At 34.6% G+C, this 21,974-nt stretch carries 11 protein-coding genes; all 11 read right to left on the bottom strand.

Translation table 11 applies throughout. The annotated features are described in order from the left end of the window. The coding region (locus N4A35_00005; protein ID MCT4579770.1) for a hypothetical protein at window positions 1–6,899 on the bottom strand (6,899 nt) is incomplete at its 3' end. A gap of 11 nt (window positions 6,900–6,910) precedes the next feature. Continuing rightward, window positions 6,911–7,597, bottom strand: a complete 687-nt coding sequence (locus N4A35_00010) for a hypothetical protein (GenBank protein MCT4579771.1) — start codon at window positions 7,595–7,597, stop codon at window positions 6,911–6,913. A 6-nt stretch (window positions 7,598–7,603) separates the two neighbouring features. Next, a complete protein-coding gene (locus N4A35_00015) occupies window positions 7,604–13,750 on the bottom strand; it encodes a hypothetical protein (protein MCT4579772.1) in 6,147 nt (2,048 codons plus the stop codon). Next, window positions 13,747–14,334 carry a hypothetical protein gene (locus tag N4A35_00020; GenBank protein MCT4579773.1) on the bottom strand — a complete coding sequence of 196 codons (588 nt, stop codon included), beginning with the start codon at window positions 14,332–14,334 and terminating at the stop codon, window positions 13,747–13,749. The genes N4A35_00015 and N4A35_00020 overlap by 4 nt, the downstream gene beginning before the upstream one ends. Beyond that, complete coding sequence (locus tag N4A35_00025) at window positions 14,334–14,831, bottom strand: OmpH family outer membrane protein (protein MCT4579774.1); 498 nt, start codon at window positions 14,829–14,831, stop codon at window positions 14,334–14,336. Before N4A35_00025 ends, N4A35_00020 begins: the two co-directional genes overlap by 1 nt. Window positions 14,832–14,843: 12 nt before the next feature. Next, window positions 14,844–17,069 carry a hypothetical protein gene (locus tag N4A35_00030; protein MCT4579775.1) on the bottom strand — a complete coding sequence of 742 codons (2,226 nt, stop codon included), beginning with the start codon at window positions 17,067–17,069 and terminating at the stop codon, window positions 14,844–14,846. Between the two features lie 13 nt (window positions 17,070–17,082). Then, on the bottom strand, window positions 17,083–17,520 hold the full coding sequence (locus tag N4A35_00035; protein ID MCT4579776.1) for a hypothetical protein: 438 nt from the start codon (window positions 17,518–17,520) through the stop codon (window positions 17,083–17,085). 493 nt (window positions 17,521–18,013) lie between these two features. Next, window positions 18,014–19,447 carry a hypothetical protein gene (locus N4A35_00040; GenBank protein ID MCT4579777.1) on the bottom strand — a complete coding sequence of 478 codons (1,434 nt, stop codon included), beginning with the start codon at window positions 19,445–19,447 and terminating at the stop codon, window positions 18,014–18,016. Between the two features lie 12 nt (window positions 19,448–19,459). Beyond that, window positions 19,460–19,759, bottom strand: coding sequence for a hypothetical protein (locus tag N4A35_00045; GenBank protein ID MCT4579778.1), 300 nt, complete (start codon window positions 19,757–19,759; stop codon window positions 19,460–19,462). A gap of 1 nt (window position 19,760) precedes the next feature. Further along, a complete protein-coding gene (locus N4A35_00050; GenBank protein ID MCT4579779.1) occupies window positions 19,761–21,209 on the bottom strand; it encodes a hypothetical protein in 1,449 nt (482 codons plus the stop codon). Window positions 21,210–21,390: 181 nt separating this feature from the next. Continuing rightward, the gene (locus N4A35_00055; GenBank protein ID MCT4579780.1) at window positions 21,391–21,948 is read right to left on the bottom strand and encodes a GNAT family N-acetyltransferase; all 558 of its coding nucleotides are present in this window, start codon (window positions 21,946–21,948) and stop codon (window positions 21,391–21,393) included. Window positions 21,949–21,974: the final 26 nt, after the last annotated feature.

Consider the following 21,974-nt stretch of genomic DNA (forward strand, 5'->3'; position numbering starts at 1 on the left):
TCAGTTACAGCTTGTAAGTACTCATTATTGGCATTAATCTGAGTGGCTAAATGCTTGGATCCTGCTATACGGTTTAATAAATCATAACTGTACACCATGGTTTGTGGCACATCATTCTGCGTCATCAATGGTTTAATAGCAGTTGCCATGTGTGTGATGTTTCCGTTATAGAGGTTGTTTGTAGTCAAAGTTGTGTTATTATCGATTTCCGCTAGGAAGTTCGTCTCACTAAGGTAAGCATTTTCTGTCACTTTTTTGTAGTCTCCATGGAAATATCCTAAACTAAATCCAAAAACATCTTCTGCGACTTTACTGTTTAACCCTGTGCTTAACCCATCTTTCCCTATGTCTCTATGACGTTTTAAGGTATTTGAGTTGACTCCTTTTAACCACCCTTGAATGGTATAAGCGTAGTCGGTTCCCTGAACATTAACATCTCCCGTCTCTACTCTTGCTAAAGGTCCATGGTCATAATACTGGTAGTTGGCATCTTCTTCCCAATCTACTCCATTGTTGGAGGTTTTGGCATAGATAATTCTATTATCAGCATCATATTCATACTGGTGATAAAACTCATCTTTTTCGCCTTCTTGATAACTGACTTTATTGACATTACCACTAATTAAATCGTATTCATAATCGATACGTTTATATTGTTGACCAATATAGGCTAACTCTTTATAATCTTGTACCATCGATTTTACATTTCCATGGATATCATATAGATAATGGGTTGCAAAATCGTAATTACCTGCATGTGGTAATTGGGCATAAGTTACATGTGCGATTCGATTTCTCAATTCGTTGTGTTCTGTCGATAACGGATTGGTGATTATTGATTCATCGTAATAGGTCTTCGTTACTTCTGATTTATCTCCATTTCCATTAATTTCTTGTTCAAAGGCTGTTTGGTTGGTGACTAAGGTTGCTATTGTTGAACCACCAGGAAAAGCTACTTGTCCTGCCTCTACTATTCTTCCTAGGGCATCGTAAAAACTATAGGAATATTGATGATTCAATTTTTGTACTGCATTTTGAGATAAAATAATTCGACTTAAAGCATCATACCAAAATTCAGAAATTCCTCCATCTGGCGTACGTTGCTTTTTCAATTGATTTAAGGTATTGTAAGTATAGGTTGTTGCAAATGTATGTCCTGGATATTCATTTTGAACACCTTGAGGATTAGTCAATCCCATTGATTGGTTATAACGACTTTGCCTAACGTTACTTAATTTATCGGTTTCTGTTATTTTATTGGCCCCTTGCGGTGGAATTGTTCGAACTAAGCTTCCGCTTTGATCATATTCATATAGGGTATAATGATACTCAGCATCTTTCTCTGTTATTTCAAACGTTTCTACTAAATTATCAATTGCTCCTGCTATATAGCGACGTTTAAAATCATCTTGGATACTACTTACATAATCTTCAAACGCTTCTCGTGCTTGGTATTCAATTAAATTATTTAAGTATTCCACACAAGGGTTTTCTAATGCTTCTGTTTCGATCACTAATGGGTCTGGAGTAAAACATGTTGGGTTAGCTGCATAACCTACACAAACTTCAGCTATAGTTAATTTCTTATCTTCTGTAATGGTTGTATCTGCTAAATGTTCTAAATAAGCCGCTATACATGCATCTGAATAATTTCCAATTCCATAGCCAGCATACGCTAATAGATTGAGGTATTTAACATCTGTTGTTGCGGTTATGTTATTGTTGGCAATGTAACCCATATAATTTTGGTAATAATGTTTGGCATTATACATCCCAAATTCACGCATGGTAACATAAAAAATATCACTTGTTGAAGTAATGTTTTGTTGGGTTAAATAATCCATGTATGCTGCCGATACATATTGCATCCCAGCCTCACAAAACTCTTCTTGAGTTGCAATTGCAGGAATATCTGTAGTTGTGCTATTAATTTTTAGCACTGTCCCATCCACATAGACATCATTATAAGTATGCCATTCATTTGCACATGTTACTGGTGCAGTTGGGGTTGGAATACATGGAGGAGTTGGTGCACATCCATAAGCATTAGCACACTCCAATGTTCCAGAAGCTGAAACTGTTGTAGCGGCAAAGGTTATATCATAAGTTACAATAGGGTTTACATAAACAATTGGAGTTGCATTGAGTCCTGCTTCTATTGCTAATTGGTTGGTGATTTGAAAATTTTGAATTGAAGCTTGATCATTTTCAGAAAAGAAGCAAAAATTTTCTAGCCTACAAGTTGGGGCTGACGCACTTCCTCCATCAGCAAAAAGGTATTCAACCCCATTAAAAGTTATATCATAATTGTTAACCTTTGCATGTCCGCAGTTATTTTGATCTGTATTATCAGTAATGGTATAGGTAGTAGCACCATGAAATACATCTTGAAGACTAGGTGTCAAATTAAAAGTATTCCCTACTTGCTGGTTGATAATATGTTGTTGTACTTCATTGAAAAAGTCTTGGATTTGAGTTGTGTAAAATCCACATTCCATTCCATTGGCTTTGATATCAAACTTAGAAACACAACTTCCCGTATTAAAATCTTCTTCAGTCCCATTGACAACAAAAATGAGATCGAAATCTAATTCACTAACTGTTCCATTATTATCTACTGTAAAAACGAGTTCTTCACTAGTATATGTTGGGGTAACTGTTGTATATAAATAGTTGGTACCAGTTAGAAAACTATTATTTATTAAATACACTGTTCCATTTGAACCAGAAAAAGAAGGTGAAGATACTGATAACGATGCATCATTTTGAGTATAGGTAATCGTTCCACCTAATAGATTTCCCAAAGTCGTATTTACTGTCATATTACTTGGTAATGTATAGCTTGAGTTGTTTAATAAATTAGCTGCATTTAATGTACTTATCCAACTCCACAACTCTTGTGCTTCAGCACTTGGTGTACAATCATCCAATGCACCTCCTGTTCCTAATGTTCCCAAAACATCTGCTTCACAATTACCAATTGGCAATGTCGTTTCACCACTAAAAACAACATCTGTATCGGTACCATTGATCTCAACTTTACCTAAAACATCAAAATGGTAAGTTCCGTTGTTTTCTGATGAAAAAATCAACTGAGAAAAATGTTTTACAGCTGTCCAAGTAACCGATGTAATGGTCCCTGTTGGGACAAGAGAAAAAGAGACACTTGTTCCATTAGCAAAAGACAAGGTTCCTGTACCAGTTGTTCCACTACTAAAACTATAAGTACCAGCACTGTATGGGTCAATTGCAGGAGTTAACCCAGTTACTTGTTCATAGACAGCAGAGGTAAAACTATGCATATTCACTAAAGGCACACTAGCTTGTGTTAACTTGTTTTCTTCTGCCAATTCATTCAAGAAGAGTTCTAAATCTGTTGCCAATGGACAGATTCCTGTTTCTAAATAGATTCCTGCTTGTGCTTCTGCTACATAGTCGTTAACTGCTGTAGATACTGGATAGATTTCACTAGCTACTGGAAAACGACGTTGTTTGTCTTTATAGAAACTTAATTGAAAGATGGAAGAGGGTTGGCTAGCGTTATAGTACTCTGAGCTATTGAAAAAACCTGTTGGAAAATTTGTTATGGCATTCAGACCATAAAAACCATATAAAAATTTGTTGAAATTTGTATTATTAAATGCACCATTATAACACGTCTCATCTATTGCTATAGATTGCATGATTTCTTGCATATAGTTTGTTCGTTCTGTATTATAGATCGCCAGAATTTTAGGAAATAATTCATCTTGTTCTGCAGGTCCCATATTTAAGAAAGAATTCCACGAACAAGCATCACTTCCATACCATCTACCACATTGTTCACTCCAAGCTACAAAATCGAATAAACTTTTTCCGGAATTTTGATAATTGTTCAATGTATTCAGAAAATCAGTACTGTATGATGCTCCAACCGACAACTTAAAAAAGGGATCATTTTCTATCAGTTTTGGTAGACTACTAATATCAATCGTATTGGAGCTGGCATCTGATCCCAGTAAAAACACATAATCGGTATGACTTAAGTCGACTGTTGCTGCTGAACTATAATCACTAATATACCCTAACAACTGACTGTATTGATTACTGGTTAATTCATTTCCAGAATGTGGAGTATTTAATTGATTACACCATTGAGTAATGTAACAATACTCTGGGTGATATTGCAACAATGATGTTGCCCAATCACTTTGCCAATTATCTACGACTTCTTGTACTGTTGAATATCCAAACAAGTTATTAAGTGTTGCTCCACTTAGTCCATTAAATACTGATGTTGTATAATCTGAAGCATTTACATCTACGATAAAATACTGTCCATTTGGAGATACATCAGATAACATCATTTCTTCAGCTACATCACACAAAGACTTAGATACACATGGCTCCATGCAAATGTCGTATTGCTCTTGCCATGCAATTTGATCTTGAGCATCAATATCTCCATCACCATCAACATCTGCGGTTATGTTGTTTTTTTCACCAAATTGACTAATCAAGGCATTGACACAGGATTCACAACTAATATCACAATCTGTGGTATCTATTAAAGCCGAAACACTGTTATAAAAATCTTCATAAGTTAAAACGGAGGTACACTGCCCCTGTATATCTTCATAATAACGGTTGGCGAAATAATCCAACGCAGTGGAATTGACTTGTAGTTTTTTATACAGTTGAGCACTTCCAATTTCAATATCCCCAGCTTGGCTAGTATAATTTCCGGTAAGGTTTAGAGGGCTGCCATTCAACAAAGTAGATTCATTTCCAAAATCGACATTCGGAAAGGTTTGTACTGAAGAGGTAATGACATCTGTAGTTGTTGTAGCTTGAGGGATGAGCTCATTTTGACACGGGTCCATTAAACCAAAAATTAAGTCATATACATAATTATAGGTTTTTCCTGCTACGGTTAAACAAGAGTCCGAAAAATTACTACTGTTGGTTGCTGTATAGGCTAAAGCTATTTCATGATTAGATTCAAACAAACGACTTCCACTATAGCGCAATCCGTCTTCTTCTGTTGGCAATGTAGTTCCTGAGATAAAACGATTATTATCATCAAAAGGGGTATCTGTATCAGTTGTATTTACTTTGCTCAATAAGTCTTTAGTTACAGTTGTAAAACCATTTAAAGAGCCATTTTCAGGACGTGAATCTTGAGCCATATTTACACTTTTTACCTCCTCTAATAAATTGGAGCCTGTTCCTGCTAATGCCGTTGCTATCGTCCGCCCTTGTGCATCAGTATAAGTGACACTAACCTGCCCATTGGCATCAACAACCATGTTCTTTTTATAACGACTTTTATACCCTACATTATTTCCAAATAAAGCATCTAAATCTTCTTGATCTGGTTGACCATAAAAGTATTGCGTCTCTTTGCCACTTCCTTTTTTATATGTTGCTCCAACTCCTGTTTGCTGTGCAATTCTTCCGGTATTATCAGGAGTAAAAGTTGTTACTGTAAAAGGGTAACCTTCTGCATCTGGCACATAATCCTGATAGGTACCTACACCTGTTTTTTGTCCGTAATATTTTGATGCACCACTTTGGTCACTCATTGGTGGTGTTGTGGTGTTACAGGTTGCATTTTGAATATCAAAATGGAATTTATCATACAAAGTACCTGTATTGGCATTGATATTAAAATTTTCTACATATTTAATTGCTGCCTCATCGGAGGGAGTAGGGAGCACATTAATTGCTGCTCTTCCCTCATAATCGTATAAGGTCTCTCCTACGATTACATTTTTGTTGGTATTAATTTGTGTGACACTTTGACGATTTCTTAAACTTCCATCAAAATAAGAGACCACATCTTTACGCTTTCCTCCTTCTGCAAATGATGTCGTTACTTGCCAGTTTTTATTTGAACTTTCGTGTCCTTGCACTTGATACCATCCCTTACTTCCTAATCCCAATTGATATGCTCCTAGGGTTTGAACTGCTGTTAAACCTGCTGTACTCCATTTCCCTGGTAATAATTGTTCGTAATTATCTAATGAACTTTTCCCTACACCTCGAATTCTATAGACTAAATAGCCTCTATCCAACAATAACGGAATTTCATAGAATTGATTGGTCGTTCTTATTCTAGAGCTATTATGTTTAAAGCTTTCTAGTGTAAAGGGAATCAATGAGCTTCCTAATGCTAAGTTAGCTTGTATGTTTCCGTAGTCATTTACATAAGTCCATTCCACATCATAACTTTCTGCTCCTTCAATAAAATCCCAAGTAATGACAAGATTATTATTTGCTGTGTTGTAGACTTGATTGTAATTACTTGGAATTGCAGTGTAGTCAAATCGATAATATCGTTCTGTATCAATGGTTAAATTCAAATAGACATTGGCAGGAAGAGCTACTGAAGTTTGTGTTGCTTGATCTTTAACCGCTGTTAGGGTTACTTCATACTTTAAAAATCCGTTAAACTTATAGCTGCTTTTTGCAATTTCGTTTACCCCAGCTACAGGATCATAATCTAGCGATAAAATTACTGTTTCTGGAGCACCTGATATTACACCTTGGTCGTCAAATTTTTGAATTGAAAAATGGAGGTCTATAGCATAAGCACTCAAAGTGGTTGTGGCTTCTCGATCAAACCCTACTGATACAATATCGGTAGATTGTTTGTTAAAAAAGGTATTTGACCAATTTCCATTCCCTAACATATAGGCTAATTTTCCATCTTCTACTGCATAAGTTTCTCCTATTGAGAGATCATTTCCTGCTTTATAAACAGCAGCGTGTTCTGTACCTGCAATAGCTGAAGTAAAGATTGAGCATAACAGCACCACAAATGAAACTGTCTTTATCATAGTGTATCGTGTATTAGCAACAGTAAGTAAGGACTTGGGCTGTCTATTTATCGATTTTGAATAGGCGTTATCTTCCATAATGTCCACTTTTAGTTAATTAATTTATAGTCTTTATAAGCTGCTGTGAGGCGAGCTTCTTGATTTTTTACTTGAATATATTTATCTATACTAAAGGTTGATGCAGCAATCTTAGGGGCTGTATTCATATTGGAATACTTGATCTCTATACGTTGTGCTTCATAGCCTTTAGGTACATGTGCCTTTAATACTATTTTTTCTATATAGTAATTTTGGGTATTATAAACGACGTCAATAGCTTCATATTGAGCTGCATAAAACTCAAAACGGAATCCTTTTTTTCCTTTTGGCAAGCCTTCTAGCACTGATGTCTGGTGTGCTATTTTTAATAAGCTTGCAATATCAAAAGATGACGGGTCAACTTCACTTTGGTGATTATCGGCCGACATGACCTGCAACAACACCATTTTTTCATCATGGTTAATGGTCAATGCATACTGATCATTTACTACTGATGTTTGAACCTTAGATGTTAATTTATAATGCTTCGATTTTCTGGTCAAGTGAGCATTAAATGCCTCTTCTACCTTAGATGAATTACCTAGATATAACAGGTATTCTATGTCTACAGAAAAAGCTTGATTTTCCTGATAGACCTCTCTTAATTTTGTCAACTCTTCGACCATCAGTTCATCCTGTCCATAGCCTGAAAAAACAAAACATAATCCAACGAGTATATTTATTATGATTAACTTCATGTTTCTTTATTTTACACTTGAACTTCTAGATTCTTGGATGGTTTGAATTCCGCGTTCTGTTTCTTTTTTGATTCTTAACAACTTTCCTTCCTCATCATATTCATAAAATGTAGCATAGTTATTATCGTCTAACTCTGCCCATAAACGCAAACTTAATGGATCATACACATAAGTCTTCATGCTACTGTTAAATGGATGAATACGAATATCATCAACATAAGATGGAACTGTACCCATTGGGTCTTCAAACTTTACAACAATGTCTCCCGTTGTTCCGTTTTGAATCTCAAAACTATACGTTACTTTCTGCCATCCATCGATAATCTTACCTTTAGCATAAGGAGTTCCTAATACTTCAACACCATTCACTTTTATAGAGGGTTGAATACTAGAATAGTCCAATACTTCGTTATTGTCTCTTAATTCCTTTTGCCAATAACTAAACACATACGCTACAGCAGTTTGACTACTTTCAATTTCATCTGCATTAAATACTGTAGATGGACCAAATGGCGCAATAATATCATTGGATTTTACGGTATATGGAATATCATCTGCTTGATTTGATGGTAAAATAGAAGTCAACGTTCCTTGAGCCTGAACTGATCGTTGTCCCTCTCCTGTATATACTGTATTGACCATTATTGAATTTCTTCCACTATGTGCTTGTGTAGAGGTAATTGCATTAGTATAGCATTCAAAACCAAAATGTTTGTTATTCAAACAGGCATCGTCTGAATCAAAAGCATAATCTTCAAAGCCATCAAAAGCAATTTGATTTTGTCGTGCATTATTGGCTACTGCTATGGCTAAAGAATGGTTATAACCAAATACAGCAGCAGAATATCGAGCTAGAGCATCTTTGTTTTCAACTTCTTGTCCATAAGGCGTATAATTACTAATCAACGATGCCCATGTCCAACCAGAACCAGAACCTTCCCATGTTTCTTCAGTTGTATTATAATTCCAAAAAGGAGTAAATGTCGAATAACTACCGTCTTTTCTTAAATCTAAACTAGCGTTTGGCGTATTTCCATATACATCTGTATTGGTTTGGTTACGTTCTCCTAAAAACAAGGACGATTTCTTAGTTCGCCAAGCTCCTTGGATATTCATTAAAAATGGATTGACTATGGTATTTACAGGAAGTTTGGCACATCCTTTTTCAGTAGTTCCACAGTCAGTACCATTTCCATAAGTTCTCCAATTATCATCATATTCTACTGCACTTGCTGCTAAGATTTGATTTTGATTGGTATTGGCTGAGGTAATAACATCTTGTATTGAATAATAACCTCCACTCCCATTAGGTTTTATTGGACTCTGTTTCATGGTAATTGAACCAATAGCTAATGCTTGTTGATTCCTTCTCCCAGATCGAACAACTTTCAATTGATTATAGTCGGCAGCATGTGTATTTCCATTATCGATAAATTCCTCAATCAAGTTTCCTGATTTATCAATTAAATAAATATGATTAGTTGACTCATCTACTGATAACACCCAGGCTTTTCTGTGATTTCCTCCATCCTCTTTAAGCAGCACTTCGTCACCTTTTACAAAATAATGGGCAGCCTTGTTGTTATAATACTTTCCTGCAGATACATATTGTATATTGGTTTCTAATCCAATATTTTCACTAGCAAGCCCCATTTTATCATATCCCCAATGTGCGGGATAATTTAAGGTATAGATTTCGTCTGCATATTCATTCTTAACACTAGTCAATAAAACCTCACCTGTCTCAGCATCCCATGCTAAGTTTTTTGTGGAAACTTTTGCTCCTAAATCATGGGCCACAACTTCACGTAATATTCCGTGTTGATTAATCACTTTGGTAAAAACTGCCGAACGAAATCGGGTATGGCTATAACTAAATGTTGGCCATATTGATGGAACTACACCAGGGAAAAAACCAACTAAGAAAGTACTCAATCCAGCATTTGCACCTTGAGATGTATTTTCTGTCCCTTGTTCTCTAAAATCTGCAACTGCATCGTATTCTATTCCTATTGTCCCCGCTTTTACAGTTCCATCTTTATAGATGAGCATACATTCATTATTTAATGAGCCTGGACGATTATTGACTGTCGTTTCTTCAAAAGGATCATCAGTACTACTTGTCATATTCATACTGGTAGCGTCTAGCTGATATAAGTATTCTACTCCAGACAAGTGTTGTTTAGCTCCTTCCGCATATACCCACTGCGCTTTTTGTTTACCATTCATATCGTTATTAATCACGACATATCCTTGTGAAGCATTCATAAAATCTTTTTGAAATCCTCTTACTAAAGAAAATTTAGCAAATGTTGAACGACGCTCAGGAGTTAGTAAATCATTATCAACTATTGTCGGATAATCTTTTGAAGTATAGAATTCATGAACCACTTTTCCTGACTTGTGATTATTGATTCCAGTTGGAACAATATTTTTGACTGTTACACGACTATATGTAACTGTAGGCGATGGAAAAAATGATTCTCCTAATGGTTCTTCAATAAAGTGCTCATCATCTGGAACCAATAAATGCTTGGTCGTCATAAAAATGGGCTGTATAAATGGGTTTTCTTTACTTTGAATTGGTTCATACGTCGCTACTCCAGAAGAAATCATTTCTTCATCAGCATTTTCAGTTTCATAACTATACTCTTGGCCATAAACTGATGTTGAACCAGCTCCATTACTAACCATACTTTCCCATTCATCACTCATGGTTATACTTTTCACACGTGAACCGCCCCCTAGTTTATAACCATTAGGATTTGTTAATCGTATCCATGATTTTTCTTGTTTAAATTTTTGTGAATATCTGTTTTGTTTTAAACGTGTATTGACCCCTCTAGCTAAATTAATAACATCACGAATCATAGCTGCATTGGCGATGGCTTTTGCTAAGTTTTTTACCCCTTGAGCTGTTCCATCAGATGCTGGTAAATTATTGGGTTGATTTCCTGCTATTTTCGGAAGGTGTATTCTTGTATAATTCCAACCTGCTTTAGCTATAGGGTTTATTTGGATGGGGTTATTTGAAGATATAGGCTTATCTTTTAAATCTACATTCTTCACTTTCACATAACCAACGGTAGCACTTTTATCTCCATAAGTATTCGGTACAACATCACAATAACCAGTTACAAAGTCATAATGTCCCTTATTATCCAGATCTAATAAAAAACGAAAATATAATTTCTCTTCTTTTTCTCCAGAATTTAATTGATAATCTATTGCATTCGTTCCTGGTAGCTTTTCAAAAAACAAATAGTTATAATTGTTATTGGCCACCCCTCCTTCGAAAAGAATATTATTAGGGGTACTTGAAGCTGTTTCTCCTACTCCGACCACCTTAACCATTTGCATTGCTCTTCGATCTTGCACATAAGCATAATCGTCTGTTTCATAATTAACATTGATTTTTCCTCCAGAGGGTAATGTGATCGCTGTTAAAGCCCAAGCAGCAGCGTTTTGATCTTCTTCTGCCTTATCTTGTTTAACATAGGGATATTCTGGGTTTGATAACACTCCATTATCAGCCAAATCAAATGGATTATTTTTACTCACACTTGAGGGTTGTTGAGGGTTTTCTTTATATCCTCCCCAAACATTGTAGCCCTTTAAGTTATAAGAGGGATTAATCCCATCATAATCAAACTCATAAGGACTCCATTTAGCCTTATAAGAGTTTCCATAAGTAAAATAGACTTTTTTAAGTGTTAATTTACCTCTACCAGCTTGAGCATTAGGAAGGTTTGTTCGACAAAGCTCTTCTCCAGATGGTGCATATTCAAAATGTACTTCTTTGATTGGTGTTAGGTTTGAGTAATCACCATTATTTGTATAATTCGTATTCCAATCCCCTTTGGCATATAAGGAAATTTTATCTAATTTTTTCATTGTTCGCTCGCTACTTCCTGCTGTTGGGACATTTGATCCATTCTCATCTTCTACTTCATAAGCATCTGTTCTAGAAGAGGTGTGAAAAACAGCTACATGTGTCTTTGTTTCTATCGTCTTTAAATAACGGACATCTTTTTCCCCGTAGATATAACTTGCCTTTTCATCTTGGTGCTCTGCTTTTAATCCCTCATCATAATTAGCATGATCTTTTTGATAAGGCACTCTCCATTTATAATTCGTTAAATCATTGTCATAATCAAAACGTGTATAGGTTCCATAATCAGCATCATCTGCTCCATTAGCATTAACATCTACATAATCATGAGATAATACCTCAGAAATTAAATAAGAATGGGCATAAGGTGGTAATTCTGTTTTAGAGTAAAACTCATCTTTTCCTCTTCCATTCTTAGGTTTATTATCAGTATTATGGTTATATTCTACTAACCCCGTTTCTACATTCGATCTGGGCAATATTTTTCTTTCTGAAATAGCAAAAGTGACCTCTTTTTGAACATTATTATATACTGGAATCCCATATATATACCTTGATCCATCATTTTTAGTCACAGTAATTTCTGAAACATGGTGGTCTGGGGCTTGAGGCACCACATATTTTCTTACCCCTACAACAGCTGCTTCAGCTTTAGTTAGTGTTGAGATCAATTGGTTTCTATTTACTCTTTTTGAACGTTGTAAATCCAAATTACCAGTATGATGTGTGATATAGCCATCCTCTCCTTTTTCTTTTAATTTTGGTAATGTTTTTACTCCCCAAGCTCCATGACGTTTTAGGGGGATTTGAACAGGTTTATCTCCCGAAATTTGCTTAAAAACAGCATCGTGGTCTACTGCTAACTCTCCTGACTGTTTGTAATAATAAGGCTCATATAAGTCGTTGGCATTATTTTCAAAATTAGTAGTGTTTTCTCCTTTAAAACGAAATACAGAAAGGGCCTCATTATCTTGTTGCCAGACCCCACTATAACTGTTAGAAACATTGATTTTTATATCAGTACCTAAGTCCGCTAAATTACCCGATGCAAAATCGATATTTCCATTAGCTGACCCAGAAAAGCTATACGCTGTATTATCGTACACAGCTCCTACTTCACCACGGTATGGACGAAAACCTCCAGATACCCCTTGACCTTGTATTGAATAAGCGTCATAAGTATAATTAGTAATTGGCAAATTGGTAGTTCCATCATTATAACTAGCATCTTTTTCACGATTAAAATCGAGCATAGCTCTTGAACCTGCATGTTCGGAGTTTAAATATCCGTATGCTTTATGCGAAACTTCTTTCCCATTATTTTTTAACCACGCACTAGAATACATTGCTCCAATGTCAGCTGCTCCTTTTGCTCCAAATAGTTTTGTACCAATCTTAACTCCAAATGATACACTTAAACTGTTTCGTTCTTGATTAATTTGAGGGGTATAGGTGTTGGGCACTAAATTAATCGTTCCTGCTAAACTACCTGATGATGCTTTATCCGATTTTCTTTCATTACTTACTGTGTGACTCAAGCTTGTTCCCGATAAGCCTCCAATTGTATTAAAGCTTAACCCTAAACTTGTTGATGACTTTGCATCTTTTCTATTCTCCTCGTTTTTTAAATCTTTATCATAAGAGACAGAAGGTGAAATACTTAGACCTCCACTTGTATTCCCCTGCAATCCTAAATTCGCATTAAAAGCTCCCATATTTGCACGCATATTAAGCGATGTTGAGATGCTCAACCCATTGTAGTTATTGTGTTGAATTCCTAATCCAAAACTTGAAATACCGATGTGATCATCAACTGCAAAACCAAACATCTCATTTGGTCCAAAACCTAAATCTACACCTAAAGTTGTATGGGGTTTCATATAAGTTGTTTTTTTCACTTGATCTCCATTAAAGTCATCTGGCAAACCTCTCATATTACGGTTAATCACTCCTGGGTTAATATTCCAGCCCAAGCCTACCCAACTGGCCTCCTGATCCATTGTAATTCCAGCGTTATAAACCATATTCACAGGATACCCTCCCACGTCTAGTAAAGGGATATTATAATTAAAATCTCCTGAGCTTAAGTCTACCATGTCAGAAGTGCCAACAGGAGCAAAACTTTGTACCTCTGGCTGACTAGGTCCACCAGTTAAGGCAAAAGTAGCTGTAGGATACGTCACTTGAAATATCATACTGATTGATAAATAAACTGCCATTCCTCTGGCTACATAACTGTCTCTTATTCTTTGTAAAATCATACCTTAGGTTCTTCTAATGTGGGTATTGCGTTTAATTCTTCTTGAGTGTAATGAAAATTTAAAGGTCCTAAATTGAAGACCTCTTCATTAAAATGAAAAGTGAGGGGAGTATTTAATTCAATATCTTTAAATAAAACATTCAATGTTAATTCAGGGCTTATTCCATAATTTCTATCCATAACAACATCTGTTGCAGCTATAGTTTCTTTTCCCTCTCGACGGATTTCTATGTGTTGTTTTATTGTATTAGTATAGTAATACACTCTGGCTTGATATGCTTTTTCATCTTTAAGCTTATATTTTAATATTGGAATTGCTGAATGATTACTTAACTGTAACTTAAAAGCCAACATCCCTTTGTAATCTGTGACGGTTGTTTCTGGGCCTTTATTTCTCATGTATATACTCTCAGCAGGAATTAGCGCTGCCGAAACAGTAATATCCTCAATGGATTTTGACTTCGTTAATGTAGCATGATTGGCAATATACCAACTTTTATAAGCTGTTTCTTCTACATAATCTCGACCAGATTGACAGGCAGAAAATAGTCCTCCTATAAGCAATATGTATATTATCCTCTTCATCACTTTCCTTTATATTTTGTGTTACTATATGTAATAAGAGCTGGAGTGACATCCATACCATTTTTAGCATACAATAAATTACCATTTCCTGCTCCTAATAATAAATCCAGTTCTTGTTCTTCTGAATAAGCCTTTATATACCCATTCAACTGTTTCATAATTTGTTCATCATACTGTTCGGCTAACCTCTCATGCGCTTCATTAAATGCTTTTTCTTTGGTTACCAGTTCATTGTACAAGAGTTGATGTTTTTTTATGGCCTCTTCAGTTGGGACTTCAACCTCTTCTATTTTCTTTTTGAGTTCTACCAACTCAATTTTTAGACTATCTAATGAAATTTTAGAAGCCATTTTTTTTGCTTCTAGCTGAGTTGTTAGTTCTTCTGTAAGGGTAAAGCTCTCAAATAATAATTGACTATCTGCATAAGCAACCTTGGGTGTTTGTTTACAACTTGTCCAAACAATTAATCCTAATACTATAATTCCAAATACTCTCATTTAACTTATTTTCTATAACTTGAATCTTAATTGTTTCACTTCATTTTTTTCATTGGTTACTTTTAAGAGATAGTAACCATTGGCTAACCCTAAACTTGAAAAATCAATTGATAAATGATTATCACCTTGAACTATTGGTAAAACTGGTAAACTAACAGAAACTGGGGAATTATTAAGGTCAATAATTTTATAGTTTAGATTTCCATTAGATGGTGTGTATCTTTCATAATAATGAAAATTTAACGCGTCCTCAACTAACTCATAATACCCGCCTGTTAAATGAGTATTCAATGGATAATACAAGGTATTTTTAGGGCTATAAAATGTTGTATAAATATTATTAATTTCATAGTTTGGATATCGAGTACAAACATCTACATAAAGCTCTTCATTGGGATCTACAGCTTCCGTCTTAATGAAATCAACTTTCCCATTAGGACTTAGTTTTTTATAGCTAATTTCTCCTCCTACTCTTGTTACTTCAATAATATCTCCGGGGGATAAATTCCTTCCATACCCGTCAAATTTGTTTCCATTGATGAATACTTGATGATCTATACTTGAAAAATGTGCTATTGTATTATAATTTGACAATCCAATCATTGCATAGAACTCATTTCCATTGACTACATAAGTTAGTTTACCATTGGCATTGGCTGGTAGTTTATTGGTTGACAAAGCTCCTGCTTGCCATGTCGGCGTATTTGCATTTGAAGTGAGGACATTGGTTGAAGCAGCTAATGTATAATTTTCTATATGCTGCCAATTGACTTGATAACTTTCTTCTTCTTCGACTGTAAATGTTTTTACTAAAGTTTCTCCTGTTCCATCGGTTACTGTTAAGGTATAGTTACCCGCAGTTAAACCTGATAAATCTTGTGTAGTAGCTCCATTAGACCAACTGTAACTTATTGGACTGGGGCCTGTAACATTAACATCTATACTCCCTAAAGTATTAAAGGAGCTATTTTCATGTTTTAAAATATGCTCTTCTATTGTTAAAGCTTGAGAAAAAGTTGAATAAAGCGAATTCAATTGTCTATTAAGAAAACGGATAGAAACATCTACATATAGTTCTTTAGTAGGGTCTGTCGTTTGCTCTTTTAAGACATGTTGAACGCCATTAATATCGTGTTTACGGTAAATCATTTGATTTCCATAACGTTCTAATATTAATGTATCTCCTATATTGATGTTTCCATACCCATCTAAAAAATGGTTATTTACTCCATAGAGGTAAAATTTGTAATCTAGAGAAGTATAAGAAGCTACTTCATTGTATTCGGAAAAACCAAACATCAAATAACTTTCATTACCTGCATAAACGTAAGTTATTTTACCATTGGTATTGGCTTCTAATTTATTGGTTGACAAAGCTCCTCCATCCCACTGATAAGAAGAATTTTTGGTAAGTTCTCCAGTTGTAGAATTTTCTTCTAAGTTTTGAATATTTCGCCAATCTACTAGGTAACTTTCTTCAGAATGAATAATAAAACTTTTAGAAAGTGTCTGGCTATTACCATCTGTTACTGTCAAAGTATAGGTTCCTGCTGACAATCCACTGATGTCTTGAGTAGTAGCTACTACGGTTCCTCCATTGGACCATGAATAAGACAACGGTGCTTCTCCTGTAACGTTGACATCTATACTTCCTAAGGTATTATTGGTTGTATTTTGATGATGTAATAAATGTTGTTCTATTGTTAATCCATCTTCAAAATCACAATGCATATTATTGAGTGAATAGTTGGCAAATCTGATTGATAAATCGATAAATAATTCTTTTGTAGGATCTGTAGTTTCTGCTGTTAAAGTAACCTGATTACCATTTAAATGGTGTATATGACGGAATACTTGACTCCCTATTCGTTCGAGTATTAACGTATCTCCTGCGGTCACAGCTCCATAACCATCCAAATACTTGGTCGCTACACCATACAAATAAAATTTATGTAAAAAACCTGTATATGTTGCAACTTCGTTATATTCTGCAAATCCAAACATTAAATAATGTTCACTTCCTCCAACTACATAAGTAATTTTCCCATCAGTATTAGCTGCTAATTTATTAGTAGATAGTGCTCCTGCATCCCAAGCTGCTGTTGATGTTTTAGTCACAATATTAGTAGACGCATCAACTGAAACATTTCTAAGCAAATGCCAATTAACCTGATGCTGCGCCAACAAGGTTGTTATTACTATTAGCTGGAATAGTATTAAAAAAATTATTTTTCTCATCTATTTTATATTTTTATTGATGGTACTGAGCTGTAGAAACTGAAGAATAATTACCATTATAATCTTCTGAGTAAATCTCTAAGTACAAATGGTCACTTTGTAAATTTGGCATTAACACCATTTTCATTTCTTCACCAGTATAGACAAAACCTGAATTATTCTCAGAAATTAAATCTCCTACTGTTACAAAACCTGTCTTTACATCTCCTGCCCCCGCTGTGCTTCCGATTTTATAATGAACTTTATGGATGGATACTCCACTAATTAACGCCCCATCTACAACTATTCTTGATTCCCCATGAGCATTTTCTGTATCTATTATTGGATCTATAATATCAACGCCAATCACTCCTTTTTCCAATTGTAGTTCTGAAAAAATAATTTGTTGAGAAAAGTAATCTATTGAAATGAATGTGCTGACAATGATGCTTATTAATGTTAATTTTTTCATATGTTTTGTTGTTTTGTATATAATCTAATGCAATTTTACCATTTTTGGTACTCATCTATATTAATCACTTATTTAACGGTCGTTTTTTAATAGCTTTTGTGCGTCTTTATACTGGTTTACAAAATTAGACCTCATAAGATTTGTATTCCAATTTTGTTATAAACAGTAATTTTTAAAATGTCAGTTTTTATCAATGAATAAAACCTTCTTTACTGTTAACAAAAACAAAGCACTAAGTATAAAAACCTACCTAGTATAAGTACAAAAACACAGCGCTAAAATCAGTATAAAAACCTATTCTTAATCTTTACTTAACACAAAGATCTAGGATAACAACGTAATTTTTTTACGGTTAAAAAACACCATATCATTTTTCTTATAAAAAGAATAAAAAGGTATTCAGTTATTATCTTTTTCAACAAAAAAATGACTGCTATCAAAAGATAGCAGTCATTTTACTTTATAGAGGATTACTCCAAAGCTTAGTAAGGTATTATCGTTTGGCAATTTCCATACAGTATTGAATGGCTAAACTCCATTTTTTACTCCCTACCTTAGTATAGCGATCAACTTGATATTCCATCCATTTTTCTAGCTTTTTATTATCGTCCATTCTTCTTCTAACTGAATTACAAATATTCTTTAAGATCCAATAATTATGTCCAGAACGGCAGATTCTAAGGGTTCGAATCATCTCATCATCCCCACCTCTTAATTTGGTAAAAAATGGAATATATTGTTCAACTAGCGCTTGATTCTCTTCTAAATCTTTTACAACATCTTTTACATTCGAAGAGGATGTAACTCCCAACGCTGCTCGTAACTTAGCCCAATCTGATGGAAACTTTTGTTCAAAATCTTTGAAAAATGGTGTTCTTGAAGTATAAGGCTCATTATTAATCAGTTGATAAGCAGCCACCTTATTCATATCCATTTTCATAAAAGCCGACCTTGATCCATACAATTTCCCTGCGAAAGCATCCTTAAACGGAGCTGTAGAATCAATACTAATGGCTCTAGACTTACTGAATAGCCCCCCAATTAAAGCCAATAAAATAGGTGTCCCTACTCCCAAAATATGCAACGGCAAATCGTTTTCCATAGCATCATTGGTTCCTTTAGCTATTGCAGCTGCTATCAGATAAGCTTCAGGTAATTTTTCACCGAACTCGATTACTTCTCCTCCCATATCGAGTGATGTAATCCATCTTCGACTCTTCATTGGTCCACCAAAACTAATTGCATACCCTTCGGCTTGTGCCTGTTTTCCAATTTTTGCGGCCTGATAAGCACTTGCATAATCATAAGAATGTAGTACCAAAAACTTATTGACAGCATCTAATTGCTTTTGGCTCCCAAAATCACCTTGAGCTTGAGCATTAAACAACTTAACAGAAGCTAACTGATGCTTTTCAATCGCTGAAGCAACAGGCTCAAATACTGGATGCAACAACCCACACATCATGATTACTGTTATATTAAAATCTTCTAAACCAATCATATAATCAGGATTGATTTTGAATTGTTCTTCTATAACTTGATTAAAGTTAACCGAACTTTCGACATGACTACAAGCTTCATTAATCTCAAGAATAAGAGCTGCTCGTTCAGCTAATGTAGCTTCACTTACCGCTCCCGTTCTTTTTTGCTCACTAATGGCTTTATTAAGAATTACATTTCCATTTTTTTCAAATTTTCGTGCAATTTTTTTCATTCTAGAGAAATTACCGTTATCACTAATCAATAAATTTCTCCTTTTCTTAACATAGTTAGCCAAGTCAATGCTCTTGGCATCAGTATAATATTCTGAGAGTAAATAACCATCGCGTTTAAGCGTTAAAGCATAATCTTTATTGGCTGTGACTTCACTTAAATTAGAAATAAAGATGTATTTATCTCTTTTATAATTTGGAATATTTCTTTTCATATTACCTATAAATTACTGGGCATCTACACAGTCACAATAAGCTTCCAATGCATCTGCATAAGCTGCTTCTGCAGCTTCATATTCATTCCAAGCATCTTCCATTCCATCACCTGCAACTACTCCTCCTGCTAAAGCAATTCCATACGATACATAAGCACCTGTACCTCCCGAACCGATAAGTACAGCTCCAGCAGCTCCAATTGCTGAAGCTCCTGCTAATACCACTCCAGCAGAAGCCCACCACCAGTCTGTATTTTCATTTTCTAAATTCTCCTTTGCTCTTTCTAGAGCTTGTTCTAACGCATCACACATATTAAATAGTTGTTTTAAGTTTTAATAAATTTGGACGATCGAATGTGATCGTATACTTCACAGGGTTAATGATTCCGTCATTCCCCGAACTTCCACTATATACAGCAGTTAAATTATGTGGAACTAATTCATACACTTTCTTTAACTCCAACCTTAGCCAAGCTTCCCAATTTTGTTGCGATAAATCACCTAAGTTTAATCGTTTTATAGATACAGCTTTATCCCCGTTAGCTTCTGGATTCGATTTTAAAAACTCTCCATGAATATAGACAAATGAATCCTCTACAATTCCACCAGAATCTAACTTAATATAAGGTAAACAGACTTTCATTGTTCTTCCGTTAGCGTCTTCAATATCTGCTGTTGACAACACTTTATTTCTACTTAAATGCCTTACATTTAAATTTTTAACCTTACCTCTAATAATCAACTCTCTTCCATCATAACTTGTTGGATTATTGATTAAATCTTTAATTGAAGTTAAACTTCCAGACCATACCACTTTTTCGTCTACCAACAAATTCTTTTGCTTATACAAATCACTAAACAATTTTAACTCATGGTGCCAATCGTTTAACCATAATAAATGTTGACTTGAAGCCTTGTAGAAAATCATTTTTTGTGATAAATCTGTTGCCTTCATTGCCTTTTTTCCTGTAGAATAAAATGAAGACGTGGAATTTTGCCACTGTTGATTAGTATCGATCAAAATAGGAAGTACTTCTTGCGTTAATTTAGTATCGATCCATTGATCAAGATTATTTAAAAATCGAGTAACATCATTAACATCACCTAATTTTATATTTCTGTAAATTGTAGACAACCTTCCCTCAAGACTATACTTTAACGTCCTAATGCGAGTAGACACATTAAAACTAAGGTTTTGATTTACACTAGCATCTTTATTATAACTAGCATATACACTACTGTTATAATAATACATATAGATAGCCAAATGTCGCTCAAAAGCATAATTCAAGGTATTTGCAATCATCTCCAATTGCTTTAAGTAATATTTATACAGGTTTAAGCCTCCTGTATTTCCTATTCGTTTCACAATATCATCAGCTGTTGCAGTCGGAACATTATTGGTTGATAAATCATTCTCAATTGCAGTTTTAATCGATGGCCAATCATTTGATGTTTGTGGTTCAGGACAATAATCTTTAAAACCTCCCTTTAATTGATACAACCGTTCTACTAAATCATTAACATCTGCTTGATGATTTTTAATTTGAAGTAATTTAGTGGTTACGCCAGCCAATTGAGTATCTGAGAAAACTTTCAAATCATGCCAATGATTGGTCACAATATGTTGATACACTTTTCCACTTTCTACAGGAATAATTGGAATCGAAATATCCCTATATTCGGCCGTTACTCGGCCAGAATATGCATTCACTTTGGTTACGAATGCATCTAGTCCTAATTTAAAATTTTGTTCTGTCATATTTTTAACTGTAAATGTTTAATTACAGTCGCAATATAACAGCTCTAAAAAGGTATTGGAGTAAAAATCTAACCAATGGAGTAATTTAATTAACGAACAGCATTTTAAGTCCAGCAAAAATTCATTTTAACACGACAAACAACCTCAAGACAGAGACATAAACAAGTATTTAACCAATAAACTACATTACTTTATAATATAAAATGGTAGCACAATGACATTGCTGTTCTTCTTGCTGTTTAGATGGGCATTTAAACAAACCTTGTTCACAATCTTCTTTCCACAAATCCGAATATTCGCCCAATACTTTAAAGTGAAAGTAGTGAGCTATTCTTTCCATATTTATTTGTTTTTTTTGCTTCCAAGCATACATTATAAATCCATATTCTCCCTGAAAGTGGTCTATTGCTCGTTTTATCAAAAATCTACCAACTCCTTTTTTTCTATAACTTGAAGCAACCACCATAGTATCCATACAAACGATTTTATCATTCAAGGCATTTTTAATCGAATCATCACCAACTCTATTCACCACTTCATCTGGTGAAGTACGGTAAAAAACTAAAAATGCTATCAACTCATGATTTTCATTAATTAGACACCAACCATCATATTGTTGAGATACTATAACTTGATCAAAATAATCATGATTTAAATACCCCTCCCCTAAGTGAGGTGCTGCCAATAGCACCAACTCATCAATTCTATTTTTAGTCAACGGAGTTAAGTTAAAATTCATGGATAAAGTCATCTTTAAAGCTCTAA

The sequence above is a fragment of the Flavobacteriales bacterium genome, assembly GCA_025210295.1.
In the GTDB taxonomy this organism is placed as follows: domain Bacteria; phylum Bacteroidota; class Bacteroidia; order Flavobacteriales_D; family Parvicellaceae; genus S010-51.

What these genes read in the sequence shown, in the direction of transcription:
- N4A35_00010 (MCT4579771.1), bottom strand. Translation starts at nt 7,597, where the DNA reads ATGAAGTTAATCATAATAAATATACTCGTTGGATTATGTTTTGTTTTT.
- N4A35_00015 (MCT4579772.1), bottom strand. Translation starts at nt 13,750, where the DNA reads ATGATTTTACAAAGAATAAGAGACAGTTATGTAGCCAGAGGAATGGCA.
- N4A35_00020 (MCT4579773.1), bottom strand. Translation starts at nt 14,334, where the DNA reads ATGAAGAGGATAATATACATATTGCTTATAGGAGGACTATTTTCTGCC.
- N4A35_00025 (MCT4579774.1), bottom strand. Translation starts at nt 14,831, where the DNA reads ATGAGAGTATTTGGAATTATAGTATTAGGATTAATTGTTTGGACAAGT.
- N4A35_00030 (MCT4579775.1), bottom strand. Translation starts at nt 17,069, where the DNA reads ATGAGAAAAATAATTTTTTTAATACTATTCCAGCTAATAGTAATAACA.
- N4A35_00035 (MCT4579776.1), bottom strand. Translation starts at nt 17,520, where the DNA reads ATGAAAAAATTAACATTAATAAGCATCATTGTCAGCACATTCATTTCA.
- N4A35_00040 (MCT4579777.1), bottom strand. Translation starts at nt 19,447, where the DNA reads ATGAAAAGAAATATTCCAAATTATAAAAGAGATAAATACATCTTTATT.
- N4A35_00045 (MCT4579778.1), bottom strand. Translation starts at nt 19,759, where the DNA reads ATGTGTGATGCGTTAGAACAAGCTCTAGAAAGAGCAAAGGAGAATTTA.
- N4A35_00050 (MCT4579779.1), bottom strand. Translation starts at nt 21,209, where the DNA reads ATGACAGAACAAAATTTTAAATTAGGACTAGATGCATTCGTAACCAAA.
- N4A35_00055 (MCT4579780.1), bottom strand. Translation starts at nt 21,948, where the DNA reads ATGAATTTTAACTTAACTCCGTTGACTAAAAATAGAATTGATGAGTTG.